Genomic DNA, 16,271 nt, shown 5'->3' on the forward strand with positions numbered 1-16,271 from the left:
ACTGGTTACGAGGTGCATTTCGGTGACGGATTCCTGGGTCAATTCTGCGGAGATCCTGGGCAGCGATCTGCCGCTCGAGCTGTCGGGCACCGGCAACCGGCGGGCCGTTCTGATGCGGGCACTGCGCGAGGCGATCCGGAACGGGCGGCTGGCCCCGGGGACCCGGCTGCCGCCGTACCGTTCGCTCGCCGTGGATCTCGGGCTGGCCCGCAACACCGTGGCCGACGCCTACGCCGAACTCGTCGCCGAGGGCTGGCTCGCCGCCCGCCAGGGTTCGGGGACCAGGGTCGCCGAGAGGGCCGCGCCCCTCACCCGGACGTACCGGCAGCGCACCCGCGAGCGGCCCGCCCGGCCGGTCCACGATCTCGTCCAGGGGAGGCCGGACCCCTCGGTCTTCCCGCGGACCGCCTGGCTGGCCTCCGCCCGTCGGGCACTGGACCGCGCCCCGCACGACGCCTTCGGGCCCGGTGATCCGCACGGGCGGCCCGAGCTGCGCGAGGCCCTGACCGCCTATCTCGCCCGGGTGCGCGGCGTGCGGACCTCGCCCGAGCGGATCGTGCTCTGTTCGGGCGCCGCCCACGGGCTGCGGCTGCTGGCGGACGTGGTGGGCGGGCCGTGGGCGGTCGAGGCCTACGGGCTGCCGTTCCATCGTGAGCTGCTGGCCGGTCACGGGGTCCGGACCCGACCGGTCACCGTCGACGAACACGGTGCGCGGATCGGGGAGTTGGGGCGGAGGGAGCGGGCGGTACTGCTCACCCCGGCGCACCAGTTCCCGACCGGCGGTCCGCTGCATCCGGAGCGCCGTGCCGCCGCGGTCGACTGGGCGCGGGCGACCGGCGGCCTGGTCGTGGAGGACGACTACGACGGGGAGTTCCGCTACGACCGGCAGCCGGTGGGCGCGGTGCAGGGACTCGATCCCGAGCATGTGGTGCTACTCGGGTCCGTGAGCAAGAGCCTCTCCCCCACGCTGCGGATCGGCTGGATGGTGCTGCCCGAACGTCTGGTGGACGGTGTACTCACGGCGAAGGGTGAGCGGGAGCAGTGGTCGAGCGCCACGGAGCAGCTGACGCTCGCGGACTTCGTCGAGTCGGGTTCGTACGACCGGCAGGTGCGCCGGATGCGCCAGCGCCACCGGCGGCGTCGCGATCAGCTGGTGGCGGCTCTGGAGCGGCGCGCCCCGCAGGTACGGGTGTCCGGGATCGCCGCGGGACTGCACGCCGTGCTGGAACTGCCGCGCGGCACGGAGCGTTCGGTGGTGCGGGCCGCGGCCTGGCAGGGGCTGGCGGTGGACGGGCTCTCCTCGTACCTGCACCCGGCCGCCGTCGGCGCGGCGGCACGGCGGGACGGCCTGGTCGTGGGCTATGCGACACCGCCGGAGCACGCGTACGAGGAGGCGCTCGCCGCGCTGTGCCGGGCACTGCCCCCGGAGTGATACCGGGACGGCCGTTGAAACGAAGGGGCCGGTTACCCGTACGTAGGGACACACACGCACCGCACCGGCCGGAGTGCAGTTCGCGCCCCGGCCGAGGACAGGAGCCCTACGTGTCACGCAAGAAGACCATCGGCCGGAAGAAGAAGCTCGCCCTGCTCGCCGGGGCCGTCGCGCTCGCCGGAGGGACCGCGGCCGTGCTGGCCGGGACCAGTCAGGCGTCGCAGTCGCCCTCGGCGGACGCCTCGTCGGTCGTCTGTACGGGGCTGGCCACGGCCCTGAGCAACAACGAGCAGTTCATCGCCGGTCAGCGGGCGAATCCGGACGCCCTGTCGGAGGCCCGGATCGAGAACCGGGAGGCGGTCCTCGCGCAGATCCGGCGCCAGCAGGCAGCCTCGGGATGCGGGGGCGAGGCCGCTCCGCCCGCCGCTCCCCCGGCGGAGCCCCCTGCCGCCTCGCAGCCCGGGGAGGCGCCGGCCGGGGAAGCGCCGGAGGCTCCGGCCGGAGAACCGACGGACGCCGCGCCGCCCGGCGGCGGGGACCAGGCGGCCGGGGAGGTCGTCTGTGCCGGGTCCACCGTGACGCTCTCGGGCGAGGGTGGCGCCCCTGCCGCGTCCAGCAGCCAGTTCCCCGTCGGCACCGAGCTCAAGGTGACCAACCTCGACAACGACAAGGCGACGACCGTGCAGGTCACCTCCGTGTCGGGCAGCTGCGCGCTGCTCAACAACGCCGCGTTCGAGCAGGTCCGCGAGCCCGGCAAGTTCCTGATCCGCAACGCCCGCATCGAGCGCGTGGGCTGAGCGAGGAGGTGCCCGGGCTCAGGAGCGCGCGGGCACCGGCCCCAGTCGCGCTTCGGCCTGCGCGGGCACCGGCCCCAGTCCCGCTTCGGCCTGCGCGGGCACCGGCCCCAGTCCCGCTTCGGCCTGCGCGAGCAGCTCCGTGATCCGCAGCCCGAACCGTACGTCGCAGGGGTGCGCCACTCCCGTACGCGCCGCCTCCGCCAGTGCGTCCACGGCCGCCCGGAACCCACCGAGCGCGTCGTCGAACCCCGGAGGCAGGGCGGCCGTTCCGTGCTCGCCCCTGAACTCGACGTCCGTCCCCACCGCACCCACCGGTGCGTCCAGTGCGAGCGTCACCGTGCTGGACGCACCGGAGGTGTGCCGGAGCAGCAGGTGCGTGGTGTCGGCCGGTCCGCGTGCTGCCACGAGTTCCGTCACCTCCCCCAGCACCGGGATCAGCACCGAGAGGGCGTGCGGGCCGACGTCCCACAGGGCGCCCTTCTCGCGGCGCCAGACCGAGGCGGCGAACTCGTTGTTCGTCCCCGGGGCGTAGAGCGCACCGATCCACTGGGCCCGGGCCGTGAACCAGCCGCCCGCGGCGGACTGTTCGGCGATCCACCGGGCGGTTCCGGTGGCGAACCGGAGGGTGCAGAAGACCACCGAGGCGACCTGGGCCCGCTCCGCGGCCTCGGCGACCTCGCGCGCGCCCGCCACGGTCGTGGCGACCGGCTTGTCCATCAGCAGGTGGCAGCCGGCGGCCGCGGCGCGCGCCGCCAGGGGGGCCTGGATGTCGGGCGGTACGGCGAAGGCGACCGCGTCGCTCACGGCCAGGAGCGCGTCGATGCCCTCGTCGCCGGTGAACGCCTCGGTGCCGTGGGCGGCGGCGAGCGCCTCCGCCGCCTCGGACCGGCGGCCCCAGACGCCGCTCAGTACGACGCCGGGGTGTTCGGCGAGGGCGGGGGCATGGGTCATGCGGGCCCAGGGGCCCGCGCCGACGAGGCCGATCCGCATCGGGGTGCCCGGGGCGGGGCGGGGCGGTGTGGACGCAGATGGTGTGGTCATGCAGCCAGTGTGCCCGGCCCCTCCTGCGGCGCGGACCGGGGCCTTCCTGGGGCGTGGACCGTATCCAGTGCGCCGTACGGTGAGACGCCTCAGGGCCCGGGGCACCTGCTGCAGGGCATTCACAGGAAACCTCGGTAACACGTGGTTCACATTCGGGCAACGGACGGGAAATCGCGCCTTGCCAAGCTGCGCACCATAGACCGCAGCACCCGCAAAGGATGGCGTCCGTGACGTTCAAGGCTGAGTACATCTGGATCGACGGCACCGAGCCGACCGCCAAGCTTCGTTCCAAGACGAAGATCATGACCGATGGCGCGGAGCTGCCCATCTGGGGCTTCGACGGCTCGAGCACCAACCAGGCCGAGGGGCACGCCTCCGACCGGGTTCTGAAGCCGGTCTTCTCGTGTCCGGACCCGATCCGCGGCGGTGACGACGTACTCGTCCTGTGCGAGGTCTTCAACATCGACATGACGCCGCACGAGTCGAACACCCGCGCCGAGCTGCGCCCGGTCGCCGAGCAGTTCGCGGGCCAGGAGCCGATCTTCGGCATCGAGCAGGAGTACACGTTCTTCGACGGTCACCGTCCGCTCGGCTTCCCCGAGGGCGGTTTCCCGGCGGCTCAGGGCGGCTACTACTGCGGTGTCGGCTCGGACGAGATCTTCGGCCGCGACATCGTCGAGAAGCACCTCGACAACTGCCTGAAGGCGGGCCTCGCGATCTCCGGCATCAACGCCGAGGTCATGCCGGGCCAGTGGGAGTTCCAGGTCGGTCCGGTCTCTCCGCTGGAGGTCTCCGACCACCTGTGGATCGCCCGCTGGCTGCTGTACCGCACCGCCGAGGACTTCAACGTCTCCGCCACCCTCGACCCGAAGCCGGTCAAGGGCGACTGGAACGGCGCGGGCGCGCACACCAACTTCTCCACGAAGGCGATGCGCGAGGGCTACGAGGCGATCATCACCGCCGCCGAGTCGCTCGGTGAGGGCTCGAAGCCGATGGACCACGTCAAGAACTACGGCGCGGGCATCGACGACCGTCTGACCGGCCTGCACGAGACCGCCCCGTGGAACGAGTACAGCTACGGCGTCTCCAACCGCGGCGCCTCGGTGCGTATCCCGTGGCAGGTCGAGCAGGACCAGAAGGGCTACATCGAGGACCGTCGTCCGAACGCGAACGTCGACCCGTACGTCGTCACGCGGCTGATCGTCGACACCTGCTGCACCGCGCTGGAGAAGGCCGACCAGGTCTGATCCGCACGGCATGGTTCCACCGGCGAGGGCGCCCACCGACTGCGGTGGGCGCCCTCGCTGTCGGTGCTGTGTGCCAGAGTTCCGCCCATGCTCGACATCGCGGTGGAGACCGAGAACCAGCAGAGGCACCTGCGCGTCACCGAACAGGCCCTGAGCGCCCTGGTGCACCGGATCGGCGGGGAGTGCGACCGTTTCCTGGTGGTGCAGCGTGTTCCCGACCTGCCGGGCTTCTTCGTGCAGACGTGGCACGAGGAGGGCGGGAGCTACCGGCTGGAGTGCCGCGCCGGCAACGCCGCGAGTCATGTCGGGATCGACCTCGAATCGCCGGACGAGGTGGCCGGGGTGATGGCCCGGTGGGCGCGCCAGGAGCCGGACTGGGATGCCGGGATCGGCTGGGAGAGCGCCGGCATGCCTCCGGAGGAAGAGGTGCCCGAGCCTGCCCCGGAGATACGGGAGCAGTTGGAGGAGCGGATCCGGCTGTCGCTGCGGGGCGGATACGGCACCGTGAAGTCGCTGACCGAGACGGCCGAGGACCACCTGGTCAAGGACGGCGTCCGGCCGGTCACCATGGCGCAGGCGCGCAAGATCGTGGAGCGGTTGTGGCTGGAGCGGGTGGAGGAGCAGACGGGGTGGACGGATGTGACCGGCGCGGACCGCGTCGAGCGCGCCTTCGCCGCGCTGGACGGACGCGGGATCACCGCACGGGAGAACTTCACCTGTTGCCGTTCCTGCGGGACGGGGGAGATCCACTCGGAGGGGAGTGAGGACGCCCGCGGTTTCGTCTTCTTCCACTCCCAGGGCACGGATGCCGTCGCCGAGGGCCATGGACTCGCGCTGTACTACGGGGGCTTCGACGGCTCGGCGGCGACCACCGCGGCGGTGGGCCGTGAGGTCGCCGAGTCCCTGCGCGCGTCGGGGCTCCCGGTGGAGTGGGACGGTTCGCCGGACTCGTCGATCCTGGTGCCCGTCAAGGACTGGCGCAAGCGCCTCGTGGGCTGAGGTGCCGGTGGGGCGGAAGTCGCAGGTGAGGAAGGTAACTCGGCGGGACCGTATCGACGGGTGAGAGGGCTCTGCTACACAGCCGCAATCTCTGCTTCAATGGGGGCATGGCCAGCTTCCAGTACACCTCGTCGGGTCGCAGCGACCTCGAGCCGTTCTGGCCCTCTCGTCAGCATCATGACTTCGACCGGGTGTGTTGCCGCGCGTGGAACGCGCAGGCCCTCTAAAGCCGCTCACCCCGGTCTTCGGCCCGCGCGCACGACGTACGTCCCTCGACGACTCCTCGCGCGAAAGAGCTGACCCTCATGGCGAACACTCGTACCCTCTCCACCGCTTCGGCTGCCACCGCGGCCTCCGCGGTGTCCGCTGCGGCCACCACCACCGCCCGCAACACCCTCTCCCCCAACCGACACCGGCTGCGTGCCGTCGACCGTGACGAAGTCGTGGAGCTCGCCGATGTCGCCGGTTTCCTGCCGCCGGGCGCGACCTGGCTGCCCGCTCCGCAGCACACGCTTCCGGCACTGCCCGGCCGGCCGCCGATGATCGGCTACCTGGTGCTCGTCCCCGCGGACCAGCAGCCGGCGCTCGCCGGGGCCGTCGCCTCCTCCCAGCAGCGGCAGTTCGTGCCGGAGCCGGTCTCCGAGGCTCCGGCCGGCGGGCCCGTCCGGATCGACTCCACCCGGCGCACCGCGGCCGTGGACGGGGTGACCCTCGACCTCACGTACCTCGAATTCGAGCTGCTGGCGCACCTGGTGGCGCATCCGCACCGGGTGCACACCCGCGATCAGCTCGTGACGACGGTCTGGGGTTACGGGCACGTGGGCGACGGGCGCACCGTCGATGTCCATGTCGCACGGCTGCGCCGCAAGCTGGGTGCCGAGCACCGCCGTTCGATCCAGACCGTCCGGCGCGTGGGCTACAAGTACGCACCCTGACGGACAGGAGGGAGGCCCCGGGTTCCGGGGCCTCCCTCCTGTCCTTTTCGGTCAGCCGGGCGCTCCCGCCGTCACCTGGCCGGCGGCGGACTCGGCGGGCTCGCTGTGCTCCAGGCTCGGCAGCCGGGAGAGCCCGCGCGGAACCCGCCAGTTCCGCTCGCCCAGCAGCAGCATGACCGAGGGCAGCAGGACCATCCGTACGACTGTGGCGTCCAGCAGTACCGCGACGGCGAGGCCCACGCCCATCTGCTGCATGTCCTGCATGGACAGGGTTCCGAAGACGGCGAAGACGGCCACCATGATCGCCGCGGCGCCCGTCACCGCTCCCGCGGTGCGCCGGATGCCCATGTCGATCGAGGCGCGGGTGTCCAGCCCGCTGTCACGGGCTTCACGGATCCGTGAGACGACGAACACGTGGTAGTCCATCGAGAGGCCGAACAGGACCACCAGGACGAACAGCGGCATCCAGGACTCGATCGCGCCGACACCCTCCGAGCCGATCAGTTCGGCGCCCCAGCCGTGCTGGAAGACGGCGGTCATGACCCCGTAGGCGGCGCCGACGGAGAGCAGGTTCAGCAGGATCGACGTCACCGCGATGACGTAGCTGCGGAAGCAGAAGAGCATCAGGAGGAAGGTGACGGCGGTGATGAAGGCGAAGACCGGGACGATGCCGCGCTTCAGCTGGTCGTTGAAGTCGGCGGATGAGGCCACCTCACCGGTGACGTAGGCCTCGGCACCCGTCCCGTCGAAGGCTTCCGGCACCCGCCGGTCGCGCAGTTCGGCCAGGTCGTCCTTGCCGCCGGGCAGCGGGACCTCGATCTCCGCGACGTTCTGCGCCGCGTGAACGGTCACCCGGTCGAAGGACGCGAGTGCGGTACGGACCTCGGGTGCGCCGATGTCGTCGGCCCTGACGACGACGAGGGCGGGGGCGGGGCCGCCCGGGAAGCTGTCGGAGATGCGCCCGTAGTCGATCGCCAGCTGTGAGTCCGAGCCGAACTGCTCCTCCAGGCCGAGCTGTTCGGTCTTCATGCCGACTGCGGGCGCGGCCAGGGCGAGCAGGACGAGGACCGCCGCCACGGCGAAGACCTTCGGCGCGGCCAGGACGGGCCCCAGCACCCTGCCCGCGATGCCGCCGCTCGCCTTCGCGCCCCGCCTGCCGCCCCGGTTGAGGAGCGGTACCCGTCCTGCGTCGATCCGGTCGCCGAGCCAGGACAGCAGCGCGGGCAGCACGGTCACGGAGCCGAGCATCGCGATGAACACGACGATGATCGTGGCGAGCGCGAAGCCCTTGAACAGCAGCAGGCCGGACAGGAACATGCCGGCCATCGCGACCATGACGGTCAGCCCGGAGACGAGGACGGCCCGCCCGCTGGTGGCGGCGGCGATGCGCAGCGCGGTCTCGGCGTCGCGTCCCGCGGCCCGCTCGTCGCGTTCGCGCCGCAGGTAGAAGAGGCAGTAGTCGACGCCGACGGCGAAACCCATCAGGAACATCACGGAGTACGTGGTCTGGAAGAGGTGCAGCTGGTGACTGGCGAGCGACAGCAGCCCGAACGCGGCCATGCAGGCGGTCAGCGCGAGGCCGACCGGCAGCAGCGCGGCCACGACGGCACCGAAGGCGACCAGCAGGATGCCCAACGCCAGGGGTACGGCGGTGAACTCGGCCTTGCGGAAGTCCTCGGACAGCAGATCGCCGAGCCACTTCCCCGCACTGGCCTCGCCGAACTGGTGGACCGCGACATCGCTGTGGCGCTCACGTACACCGGACACCGCGTCCAGTACCGGCTGCACCCGGTCGGCGGAGGACGCCGCGTCGCCCTTCATCTCGAAGGTGATCAGCGCGTCCTTCCCGTCCTTCGAGGGGACCGGAGCCGCGAGGTTCCGGACCTCTCCGGTCGCGCTCAGAGCGGCGGAGATCTCACCGGCCGCCGTGCGCCAGTCACCGGCACCGGCCGCGGACACCATGACCAGCTCCCCGGCAGGGTGGCCGAGACCCGCGTCGTCGAGGATCCGCTCGGCCCGGGCGGAGTCGCCGGCACCGTTCTCCGACTCGGACATCTCGACCATGCCGGACGCACCACCGATCCCGGCGGCGAGCACGACGAAGAGCAACCAGCCGAGAACGGCCGTCTTACGGTGGTGTGCGCTCCACACACCGATGCTTGCCGCGAGGTTGCGCCTCATGCGGTATCGCCCCCAGAAACAGCGTCGGACAGGATGCATCCGAATCTAGGAACACGAGGTCCGCCGCCCCAGCCGCCGAAGCCCCCACTCGTGGAGCCGTAGGACCAGGTGGTGAGGGTGGTGCTGGGTACACCCCCACCGGGTGGTGGAACGGCTGACGGTCCTCACGGGATGCGGGCGAGACTGGTGTGCGAACGGGATCCGACCGGGCCCCGGCGAGGGGAGAGCACGATGTACGCGTCACGCAGCCGGATCAGGGGCTCGATGCTTGCGGCCGGGCGGTCGTTCGTCCTGGGGTTCGCAGCGACGGCCGGGTCGATCACGCTCTTCGTGCTGTCGGTGCTCTCCATCGCCTTCGTCCTGCTGGGCATCGGGCTGATCACCACCCCGTATGTGCTGCATCTGGTGCGCAGGCACGCCAACCAGCGCCGGCTCCTCGCGGTGACCTGGTCCGACGTCCGCATCCCGGTCCCCTACCGGCGGTTCCCGCCGGACCTGCGCTCCGGCTTCACCGGACAGGTCGAGCGGACCCTGTTCATGCTGAAGGACCCGGCGACCTGGCGGGACCTGCGGTGGCTGCTGGTCGACATGACAGCCGGCTACGTGCTGCTGGCCGTGTCCTTCGCGCTGATGGTCTACCCGGTGGAGGGCCTCGTCCTGGCGGCGGGCCTGTGGCGGGTGTTCGAGGACAGCACGTACTGGTACGGATTCGTGCCGGTCAGCAGCCAGGCGACGGGGCTGGCGGCCGCGGCGCTGGGCATCGCGATCTTCCACCTCGGCCTGTGGGCGAGCCGGCCGCTGCTGCGTCTGCACTTCGTCCTCGCCCGGTCGGTGCTGGCGCCCACGCACGAGCAGGAGATGGCTCTGCGGATCGACCGGCTCACCGAGACCCGGCACGAGGCCGTGGACACGGCCGCGTCCGAACTGCGGCGCATCGAGCGGGACCTGCACGACGGGGCGCAGGCCAGGCTGGTCGCCATGGGCATGAATCTGGGCACCATCGAGGCACTCGTCGAGAAGGACCCGGCGCAGGCGAAGAAGCTGCTGGCGATGGCCCGCGCGTCCTCCGCGGAGGCCCTCACGGAGCTGCGCGATCTCGTACGGGGCATCCACCCGCCGGTCCTCGCCGAACGAGGGCTCGGGGACGCGGTGAAGGCCCTGGCCCTGCGGCTGCCCGTCGAGTCCGAGGTGAACGTGGAGCTCGTGGGGCGGGCCGAGGCTCCCGTCGAGTCCGCCGCGTACTTCGCGGTCAGCGAGGCCCTCACCAACGCGGTGAAGCACTCGGGCGCCGAACGCATCTGGGTGGACATGCACCACGCCGAGGGAATGTTGCGGATCTCCGTCACGGACAGCGGCAGGGGCGGCGCGGCGGTCGGAACCGGCTCGGGACTGAGCGGAATCGAACGCCGACTGGGTACATTCGACGGCGTACTGGCCGTCAGCAGCCCTGCGGGCGGCCCCACCATGGTGACCATGGAGATCCCTTGCGCGTTGTCCTAGCCGAAGATCTCTTCCTGCTCCGCGACGGCCTGGTGCGCATGCTCGAGGCCTACGACTTCGAGATCGCGGCAGCCGTGGAGACCGGGCCCGAACTGAGCAGGGCCCTGGCCGAGTTGGAGCCGGACGTCGCCGTCGTCGATGTCCGGCTCCCGCCGTCGCACACGGACGAGGGCCTGCAGTGCGCGCTGGCCGCCCGCCGCAGTCGGCCGGGCCTGCCGGTCCTGGTGCTGTCGCAGCACGTGGAGCAGTTGTACGCGCGGGAGTTGCTGGCCGACGGCAACGGCGGCATCGGCTACCTCCTGAAGGACCGGGTCTTCGACGCGGACCAGTTCATCGACGCGGTCCGCCGGGTGGCGGCGGGCGGCACGGCGATGGATCCGCAGGTCATCTCGCAGCTGTTGTCGCGGCGGTCCCAGGACAAGCCGATCGGCGGGCTCACTCCCCGGGAGCGCGAGGTCATGGAGCTGATGGCGCAGGGCCGTTCGAACGCGGCGATCGCGGGGCAGATGGTGATCACGGAGCGGGCGGTGGCCAAGCACACCTCGAACATCTTCGGAAAGCTCGGCCTGCCGCCGTCGGACGACGACAACCGCCGGGTTCTCGCGGTGCTCGCCTATCTGGACCGCGGCTGACCCCGCCCCGCGACCGCGCGAACCGACCGCGCGAACCGACCTGCCGCCGGCTGCTCAGCCCGCGAACCACCTCTCCGCGTCCAGCCGGAACGCGTTCGCCGGTGCCATGGTGCGCAGGTCGGCCTCCAGCGCCCGCACCCGCTCGGCGCCCAGCGCCCGGACCCACTCGGCGCGGAGCCGGTCGAATCCCTCGGCGGACCTGGCCAGCATGTCGATGCCGCGCGCGGTGAGCCTGACCAGCTTGCGCCGGCCGTCCTCGGGATCGTCGACCCGTTCCACGTATCCGAGGCCCTCCAGCTTCTCGACGGTCTTGCCCGCGGCCTGCTTGGAGACCCCCAGCCGCCGGCCGATCTCGCTGGCGCTCGCCCCGTCGCGCCCGACTGCCTGGAGTGCGAAGCCGTAGGCGGGACGTACGTCCGGGTGTCCGTGCGCGGCCAGCCCGTGGTGCAACTCGTCGATGATCGAACGGAATCCGGCGAACAGCAATATCGGCAGTTCGAAACCGGCTCCCGCCCTCTCCTCCTCCGGCTCAGCCATTGCGCACTTCGACAACCTGGTTTACCTTTTCGTCAATCACATTGTCGAGTTTACCGCGAGAGGACCGCCATGCCCGTACCCTCGTTCCCCGACCACACCCTCCACTCCGCACCGCCCGCCGCCCGGCGCACGATGGAGGCCGTGGCGAAGAAGCAGGGAGGCCACCTCCCGTCCGCCGTCGCCCGACTCGCCACCTCGCCGGAGCTGCTCGACGGTTTCCTCCAGGCGAGCGCGACCTTCGAGGCGAGCACGCTGGATCCGCTGGCGCGCGAGGTCGTCGTCATGACGATGGCAACCCGCAACGCGTGCCACATCTGCGTGGCCATGCACACGGCGAGGCTCACAGCACTCGACGCCGCCCCGGAACTCATCACGGCCCTGCGCGCCGCCGAGCCGCAGACCCTGCCGGACGAACGACTGGAAGGCGTACGCCGGTTCACCCTCGCCGTCCTCGCGACGGCCGGCGCGGTCGGCGAGGACGCGCTGCAGGACTTCCTGTCGCTGGGCCACACCCCCCGCAATGCCCTGGAAGTGGTCCTCGGCATCGGCGCCTACACGATGTCGACGCTGGCCAACCGGATGACGGGAGCACCGGTGGATGACCGATTGGCCGCCTTCGCCTGAGAGTCGAGTATGGACCGTTCCGGGTGTTCGGGTCGATTTGGGCATGGAGATTCCCACGAATTCCACAGTGTTCTGAACGGGCCGGGTGCCCGCTCCGTATGGGACGTCACGCTTCTCCCTCGAAGCAGAGGAGTTCCATGGGACGCACATCGCGCAAGAAACGTTCGACACTCGCCAACCGGGCGATTGTCGCTTCGGTCGCTCTCGTTCTGGGCGGAGGTGGGTTGGTCGCCGTCAATGTCTACGCAAGCGCGGGAGAAGGGTCGTGGGGCTCACCCCCCGACCGCACCCGGAACGCCGGCCGGCAGATGTCCACCATCGACTGCCCCGACGCGGGAATCGCCCTCCCCGACGTGCCCGAACAGGCACGCCCGGAGGTCGACCGCGAACTCGCGGCAATGGATACACAGATCACTGACGCCTACAGGCAATTCGCGGACCGGAAGGAGCAGATCGCACAGGACCCGAACCTTGCCGAGAATTCGGTGCTCGGCCCGCTGAAGAACAAGCGGGCAGCCAGTCTCGACCGGATCGGCATCGCCATCGAACGCAATGCGGCGCAGCGGCCGCAGGGTCTGAACGGCCTCGCGCCGTGCAGTCTGCGCGCCGATGACGACGACGACCAGGGCGGCGGCCAGGGGGGCGAGGACGGCGCGGACCAGGGTCAGGACGGCGGCCAGGACGGCGGCCAGGACCAGGGCGGCGGCGACCAGGGAGCCGATCAAGGGGCCGACCAGGGTCAGGACGGTGGCCAGGACGGCGGCGACGACCAGGGCGGGGACGGCGGCCAGCAAGGGAATGGCCCCGAAGCCTCCGACTTTGTCGACATCCAGTCCATCGAGCCCAATGTCGACAGGCCCCGAAACCGCCGGGGCGCCTCCCGCGGTACGTTCACCACCGACTGCGGTCGGAACGAGAACGGCAAATTCAACCCTGACAACGTCATTGCCGCACCCGGAGTGAGCAACGGTGCTCACCACATGCACGATTACGTCGGAAATCAGGCCACGGATGCCTTCTCCAGCGATGACGATCTGGCCGGCGGTGAATCGACCTGCCGTAATCAGGGCGACAAATCCACGTACTACTGGCCGGTCCTGCGCCTGCAGAACGGACAGGACGAGAACGACGTGGGCGCCGACGGCGGCGGCAAGGACCAGAACATCGGAGAGATTCAGACCCCGTCGCAGGTCACGCTGAAATTCGTGGGTTCCCCGGCCGGGAAGGTCACGGCAATGCCGCGCTTCCTGCGGATCATCACCGGTGACGCCAAGGCATTCGTCAACGGCGACGCCAACGCCAACGCGTCCTGGAGCTGCACCGGATTCGAGGACAGGCAGCTCAAGGACAAGTATCCGATCTGCCCGGAAGGCAGTCAGGTGGTGCGTTCCTTCGCCTTCCAGAGCTGCTGGGACGGCCAGAACACCGACAGTGCGAACCACCGCACCCACGTGGCGTTCGCCCAGGACGACGGGCGGTGCCCGAACGGCTTCCGGGCCATTCCGCAACTGGTGCAGCGCATCGTGTACGACGTGCCGCCGGGCCCCGGCTTCGCCGTCGACTCCTTCCCGGAGCAGCTGCACAAGCCCGTCACCGATCACGGTGACTTCATCAACGTGTTCGACGACCAGCTGATGAAGAAGGTGGTGAGCTGCGTCAACGGCGGGCGCAAGTGCCGCTGACGCGGCCCTGACGCCCCCGTTCCCCCACACGCAGCGGCACCTCCCCCCGTTCCTGCGCGGTCAGCTCCCGTGGTGACCGGAGTGCCCGCCCTCGCTCCCCCCATTGCCACTGCTCCCCGAGTGGTGAGGCGAGGCGGTCTCCACAGTCCCCCCGAGCCGGCCGCGCAGTGCTGCGACCACCTCCGCGTCACCGACCGCGACCCACCTGCGGCCGACCAGGTACGAACCGCCGTAGTCGTTGGCCTCGTTGATCCACTCCCGCTGGCCGCGGTCGGTGGCGAAGGTGGCCAGCACATAACGCCCGTCACCGGTGGTGCAGTTGGCCTGCCGGATCTCCTGGGCGTCGGTCTGCAGGTTCGGCTCGCAGCGCGCCTTCGTCGCCAGCTGCTCCAACGTCCCGGTCGCGGTCGGCGGCACGGCAGGCTTGTCGTCGCCGTCCGCTCCCTCGCCGCAGGCGGCAAGCAGGGCAAGCCCCGCAAGTACGGCCGCTGCGGCCCGGGGGCCCCGGCCTCGTCCTCGTCGCCACTCAAGCTGCTTCACCATCCGGCCATCGTGCCCCGGTGTCCCCTCCCGGTGCGGCGGAACTACGGATTGCGGCCAAGGGCTCAACTGCGTGCGACGGCCGGCCGGGGCGTGCGCCCCCGGGCGTACCGGAGTGACCATCGCACCATTCGCTCGTTCTGCTGAATGTGCCCCCACTACGAGCAGTACCGTCGTCCGCCGGCCGCCCCTGCGCGGAACAGGCCGATACGGATCGGGCCGAGGCCGCACTCGTCGAGCACTACGCGCGGCTGGTCAGGATCGGATATCTCGTGCTGCCGCCCTCGTTCGGCCGCAACCGCCGGGTACTGACGGCACACTGGCTCGCCCAGCGCTCCCTGCCCCGGTCACGCAGCGCGCCGCCTGAGGCGGCTCTTCCGGGGCCGCGCCATGCTGCCGGAGCCGACTCGGCCGAGCGGGGTTACGCATATCTGCGGCTCCGGGTGGTGCGCTCCGCGCTGGAGGCGGGACAGCCGCTGCGGCGGTTCGCCCGGCCCCGGCGCGTGCAGCTGCCGCCCCTGCTGCCGCAGGCGTGGGGACTGCGGCTCTTCCCGCACTCCTGCGGTGCCGAGGAACTGGCCCTGGAGCAGTCCCTGGCCGAGGTCTCGGGACCCTGCCGGGCCGCCCATGTGCTGCGCGGCCTCGAAGGGCTCGCGGACGCGGAGGTGTGCCGGGTCCTCGGTGCGGCGGGGGTCGCCGACCCCCCGGCCGCCCTGCTGGAGGCGGACAGGCTCGCGGGGTCCCCCGCACTGCTCGCCTCGCCCGAGTTCGACCCGTGCTCCCTGCAGGCCCGTCCGACGGATCTGCCGCGCCGCCGACGGCGCGGGCGGGCCGTCGCGGCCGGGCTCGGCGCGCTGCTGGTGTGCGGGACGCTGCTGCTGATGCCGGGCGACGGCCTGGGCCCGGGCTCCGCCTCCGCGCCGCCCCACACCCGTGGCGCCGCCGCCGAACAGGCTCTGGATCCGGCCGCTGTGCGGCGGGTGCCCGCCGGGTTCTGGCGGAGCTCGGCCCGCAGGGACTTCACGGCCTGGCCGGCCCGGGGCGACCGGACCGATGACACCCGGCTGCTGGGCCGCGCCCTCGCCACCTGGGCGCGCCCGGGCCGTGCGGTGGCCTCGTCGGCGACACCCGGGACACCTGTCGGCCCGCCCATGGGCCCCCCGCAACTCCTGTACGCGGGCGAGGTCGACGCGGCGGCGGTGGTGTTGTTCCACGACGGGCTGCGGATCGTGCGTTACGCCGAGCCGCGCAACGCCGATCCGGCCGGGGGTGCCGCGCTCGACTTCGCCCGGGTGGACGGCGCCGACTCGGTGACCGCGGGCGCCCTCGTCGTGCAGCGCCGCAAGGGCCGGATCCGCTATCTGACGGCGCCCTGGGTGCGTGAGGCCGCCGTACGGGATCTGCTCGCGCCGCACGGCGCCGCGCGGCCCCTGCGCCGCGACCGGCACGGGGTGACGGCTGCGCTGACCGGCCCCGCGGCCTCGGCGGGCTGCCACTCCTGGGACGCCCTGGAGGTGCGGGAGGGCACAGCGGTCCGGTTGTTGTCGGATCTCGGCGAGCTGACACCGGTCCGCCTCACCTCGGGTGCGCCGTCGGCCCCGCACGATGTGTCGGGCCGGTCCGAACGGGAGAGCTGGGCGCGCACCGCCTGTCTGCTGCCGGCCGTGCGCTCGCGCGGGGTCCGGTCGGTGAACTCCTGGCCGTACGCGAAACAGCCGCTGCCCGAGGGCGAGGGGGCCGCCCTGTGGCTCTGCACCCGGGCGGAGACCTGGCGGGGCACGGGCAGCAGGGTGCTGGCCCAGTTCCAGGCGCCGCCCGGGCCTTCGGGCGGAACCGGTACGCCGGGCGCGGTCGCGGCGCGATCCGAGGACTCCCCCGACTGCGGAGTGCGCCGACCGCAGGTTCTCGCGGGCGTGCTGTGGAAGTCGGACGGCGGGCGCTGGTACGTACTCGCGGCCGGTTCCCGGCAGTTCGCGTCCCTGTCCGCGACGGGCGGGGTCAGGGGCCGGGCGGACGGGCGTCTGCTGGCTGTGCGGGCCCGGGCGGGCGACCGGGCGCGGCTCGACGGGGTGTTGACGGACGGCAGCCGGGTGAGGGCCCTGCGCTGAGCGGGCGTGGTCCGGC

General features: G+C 71.7%; 14 protein-coding genes. 10 read left to right on the plus strand and 4 right to left on the minus strand.

Annotated features, from left to right (window positions below):
* Positions 1–22 precede the first annotated feature (22 nt).
* Together OG844_RS10135 and OG844_RS10140 are read left to right on the plus strand one after the other, a co-directional pair.
* The gene (locus tag OG844_RS10135; protein WP_406389554.1) at positions 23–1,432 is read left to right on the plus strand and encodes a PLP-dependent aminotransferase family protein; all 1,410 of its coding nucleotides are present in this window, start codon (positions 23–25) and stop codon (positions 1,430–1,432) included.
* 110 nt (positions 1,433–1,542) lie between these two features.
* Complete coding sequence (locus OG844_RS10140) at positions 1,543–2,229, plus strand: hypothetical protein (RefSeq protein ID WP_406389555.1); 687 nt, start codon at positions 1,543–1,545, stop codon at positions 2,227–2,229.
* An 18-nt stretch (positions 2,230–2,247) separates the two neighbouring features.
* On the opposite strand, the gene OG844_RS10145 is transcribed toward OG844_RS10140, so the two are convergent.
* Complete coding sequence (locus OG844_RS10145; protein WP_406389556.1) at positions 2,248–3,270, minus strand: Gfo/Idh/MocA family protein; 1,023 nt, start codon at positions 3,268–3,270, stop codon at positions 2,248–2,250.
* Between the two features lie 227 nt (positions 3,271–3,497).
* On the opposite strand from OG844_RS10145, the gene glnII reads away from it, so the two are divergent.
* From glnII to OG844_RS10160, 3 genes are all read left to right on the plus strand, one after another.
* Positions 3,498–4,517 carry a glutamine synthetase gene (glnII, locus tag OG844_RS10150; RefSeq protein ID WP_329211796.1) on the plus strand — a complete coding sequence of 340 codons (1,020 nt, stop codon included), beginning with the start codon at positions 3,498–3,500 and terminating at the stop codon, positions 4,515–4,517.
* Between the two features lie 87 nt (positions 4,518–4,604).
* Positions 4,605–5,516, plus strand: coding sequence for a DUF6891 domain-containing protein (locus OG844_RS10155; RefSeq protein ID WP_406389557.1), 912 nt, complete (start codon positions 4,605–4,607; stop codon positions 5,514–5,516).
* Positions 5,517–5,821: 305 nt separating this feature from the next.
* Positions 5,822–6,451, plus strand: a complete 630-nt coding sequence (locus OG844_RS10160) for a winged helix-turn-helix domain-containing protein (protein WP_406389558.1) — start codon at positions 5,822–5,824, stop codon at positions 6,449–6,451.
* 51 nt (positions 6,452–6,502) lie between these two features.
* Here OG844_RS10160 and OG844_RS10165 read toward each other — a convergent pair whose 3' ends face one another.
* Positions 6,503–8,632: an MMPL family transporter gene (locus tag OG844_RS10165; protein WP_406389559.1), complete on the minus strand. Its 2,130-nt coding sequence runs from the start codon at positions 8,630–8,632 to the stop codon at positions 6,503–6,505.
* A 231-nt stretch (positions 8,633–8,863) separates the two neighbouring features.
* Here OG844_RS10165 and OG844_RS10170 point away from each other — a divergent pair, with 231 nt between their 5' ends.
* Both OG844_RS10170 and OG844_RS10175 read left to right on the plus strand, forming a co-directional pair.
* On the plus strand, positions 8,864–10,132 hold the full coding sequence (locus OG844_RS10170) for a sensor histidine kinase (RefSeq protein ID WP_406389560.1): 1,269 nt from the start codon (positions 8,864–8,866) through the stop codon (positions 10,130–10,132).
* Positions 10,117–10,764 carry a response regulator transcription factor gene (locus OG844_RS10175; RefSeq protein ID WP_351176050.1) on the plus strand — a complete coding sequence of 216 codons (648 nt, stop codon included), beginning with the start codon at positions 10,117–10,119 and terminating at the stop codon, positions 10,762–10,764. The genes OG844_RS10170 and OG844_RS10175 overlap by 16 nt, the downstream gene beginning before the upstream one ends.
* Before the next feature lie 54 nt (positions 10,765–10,818).
* Here the strand turns inward: OG844_RS10175 and OG844_RS10180 are convergent, their stop codons facing one another.
* On the minus strand, positions 10,819–11,301 hold the full coding sequence (locus OG844_RS10180) for a MarR family winged helix-turn-helix transcriptional regulator (protein ID WP_406389561.1): 483 nt from the start codon (positions 11,299–11,301) through the stop codon (positions 10,819–10,821).
* Positions 11,302–11,370: 69 nt separating this feature from the next.
* Between OG844_RS10180 and OG844_RS10185 the strand changes: the two genes are divergently transcribed.
* The gene (locus tag OG844_RS10185) at positions 11,371–11,925 is read left to right on the plus strand and encodes a carboxymuconolactone decarboxylase family protein (protein WP_406389562.1); all 555 of its coding nucleotides are present in this window, start codon (positions 11,371–11,373) and stop codon (positions 11,923–11,925) included.
* A gap of 137 nt (positions 11,926–12,062) precedes the next feature.
* Entirely contained in the window at positions 12,063–13,607 is a 1,545-nt protein-coding gene (locus OG844_RS10190) for a DUF1996 domain-containing protein (protein WP_406389563.1), read from the plus strand.
* A 60-nt stretch (positions 13,608–13,667) separates the two neighbouring features.
* On the opposite strand, the gene OG844_RS10195 is transcribed toward OG844_RS10190, so the two are convergent.
* Complete coding sequence (locus OG844_RS10195; RefSeq protein WP_406389564.1) at positions 13,668–14,150, minus strand: hypothetical protein; 483 nt, start codon at positions 14,148–14,150, stop codon at positions 13,668–13,670.
* A 146-nt stretch (positions 14,151–14,296) separates the two neighbouring features.
* Here OG844_RS10195 and OG844_RS10200 point away from each other — a divergent pair, with 146 nt between their 5' ends.
* Positions 14,297–16,255, plus strand: a complete 1,959-nt coding sequence (locus tag OG844_RS10200; RefSeq protein ID WP_406389565.1) for a hypothetical protein — start codon at positions 14,297–14,299, stop codon at positions 16,253–16,255.
* Positions 16,256–16,271: the final 16 nt, after the last annotated feature.

The organism is Streptomyces sp. NBC_00887, from assembly GCF_045207585.1.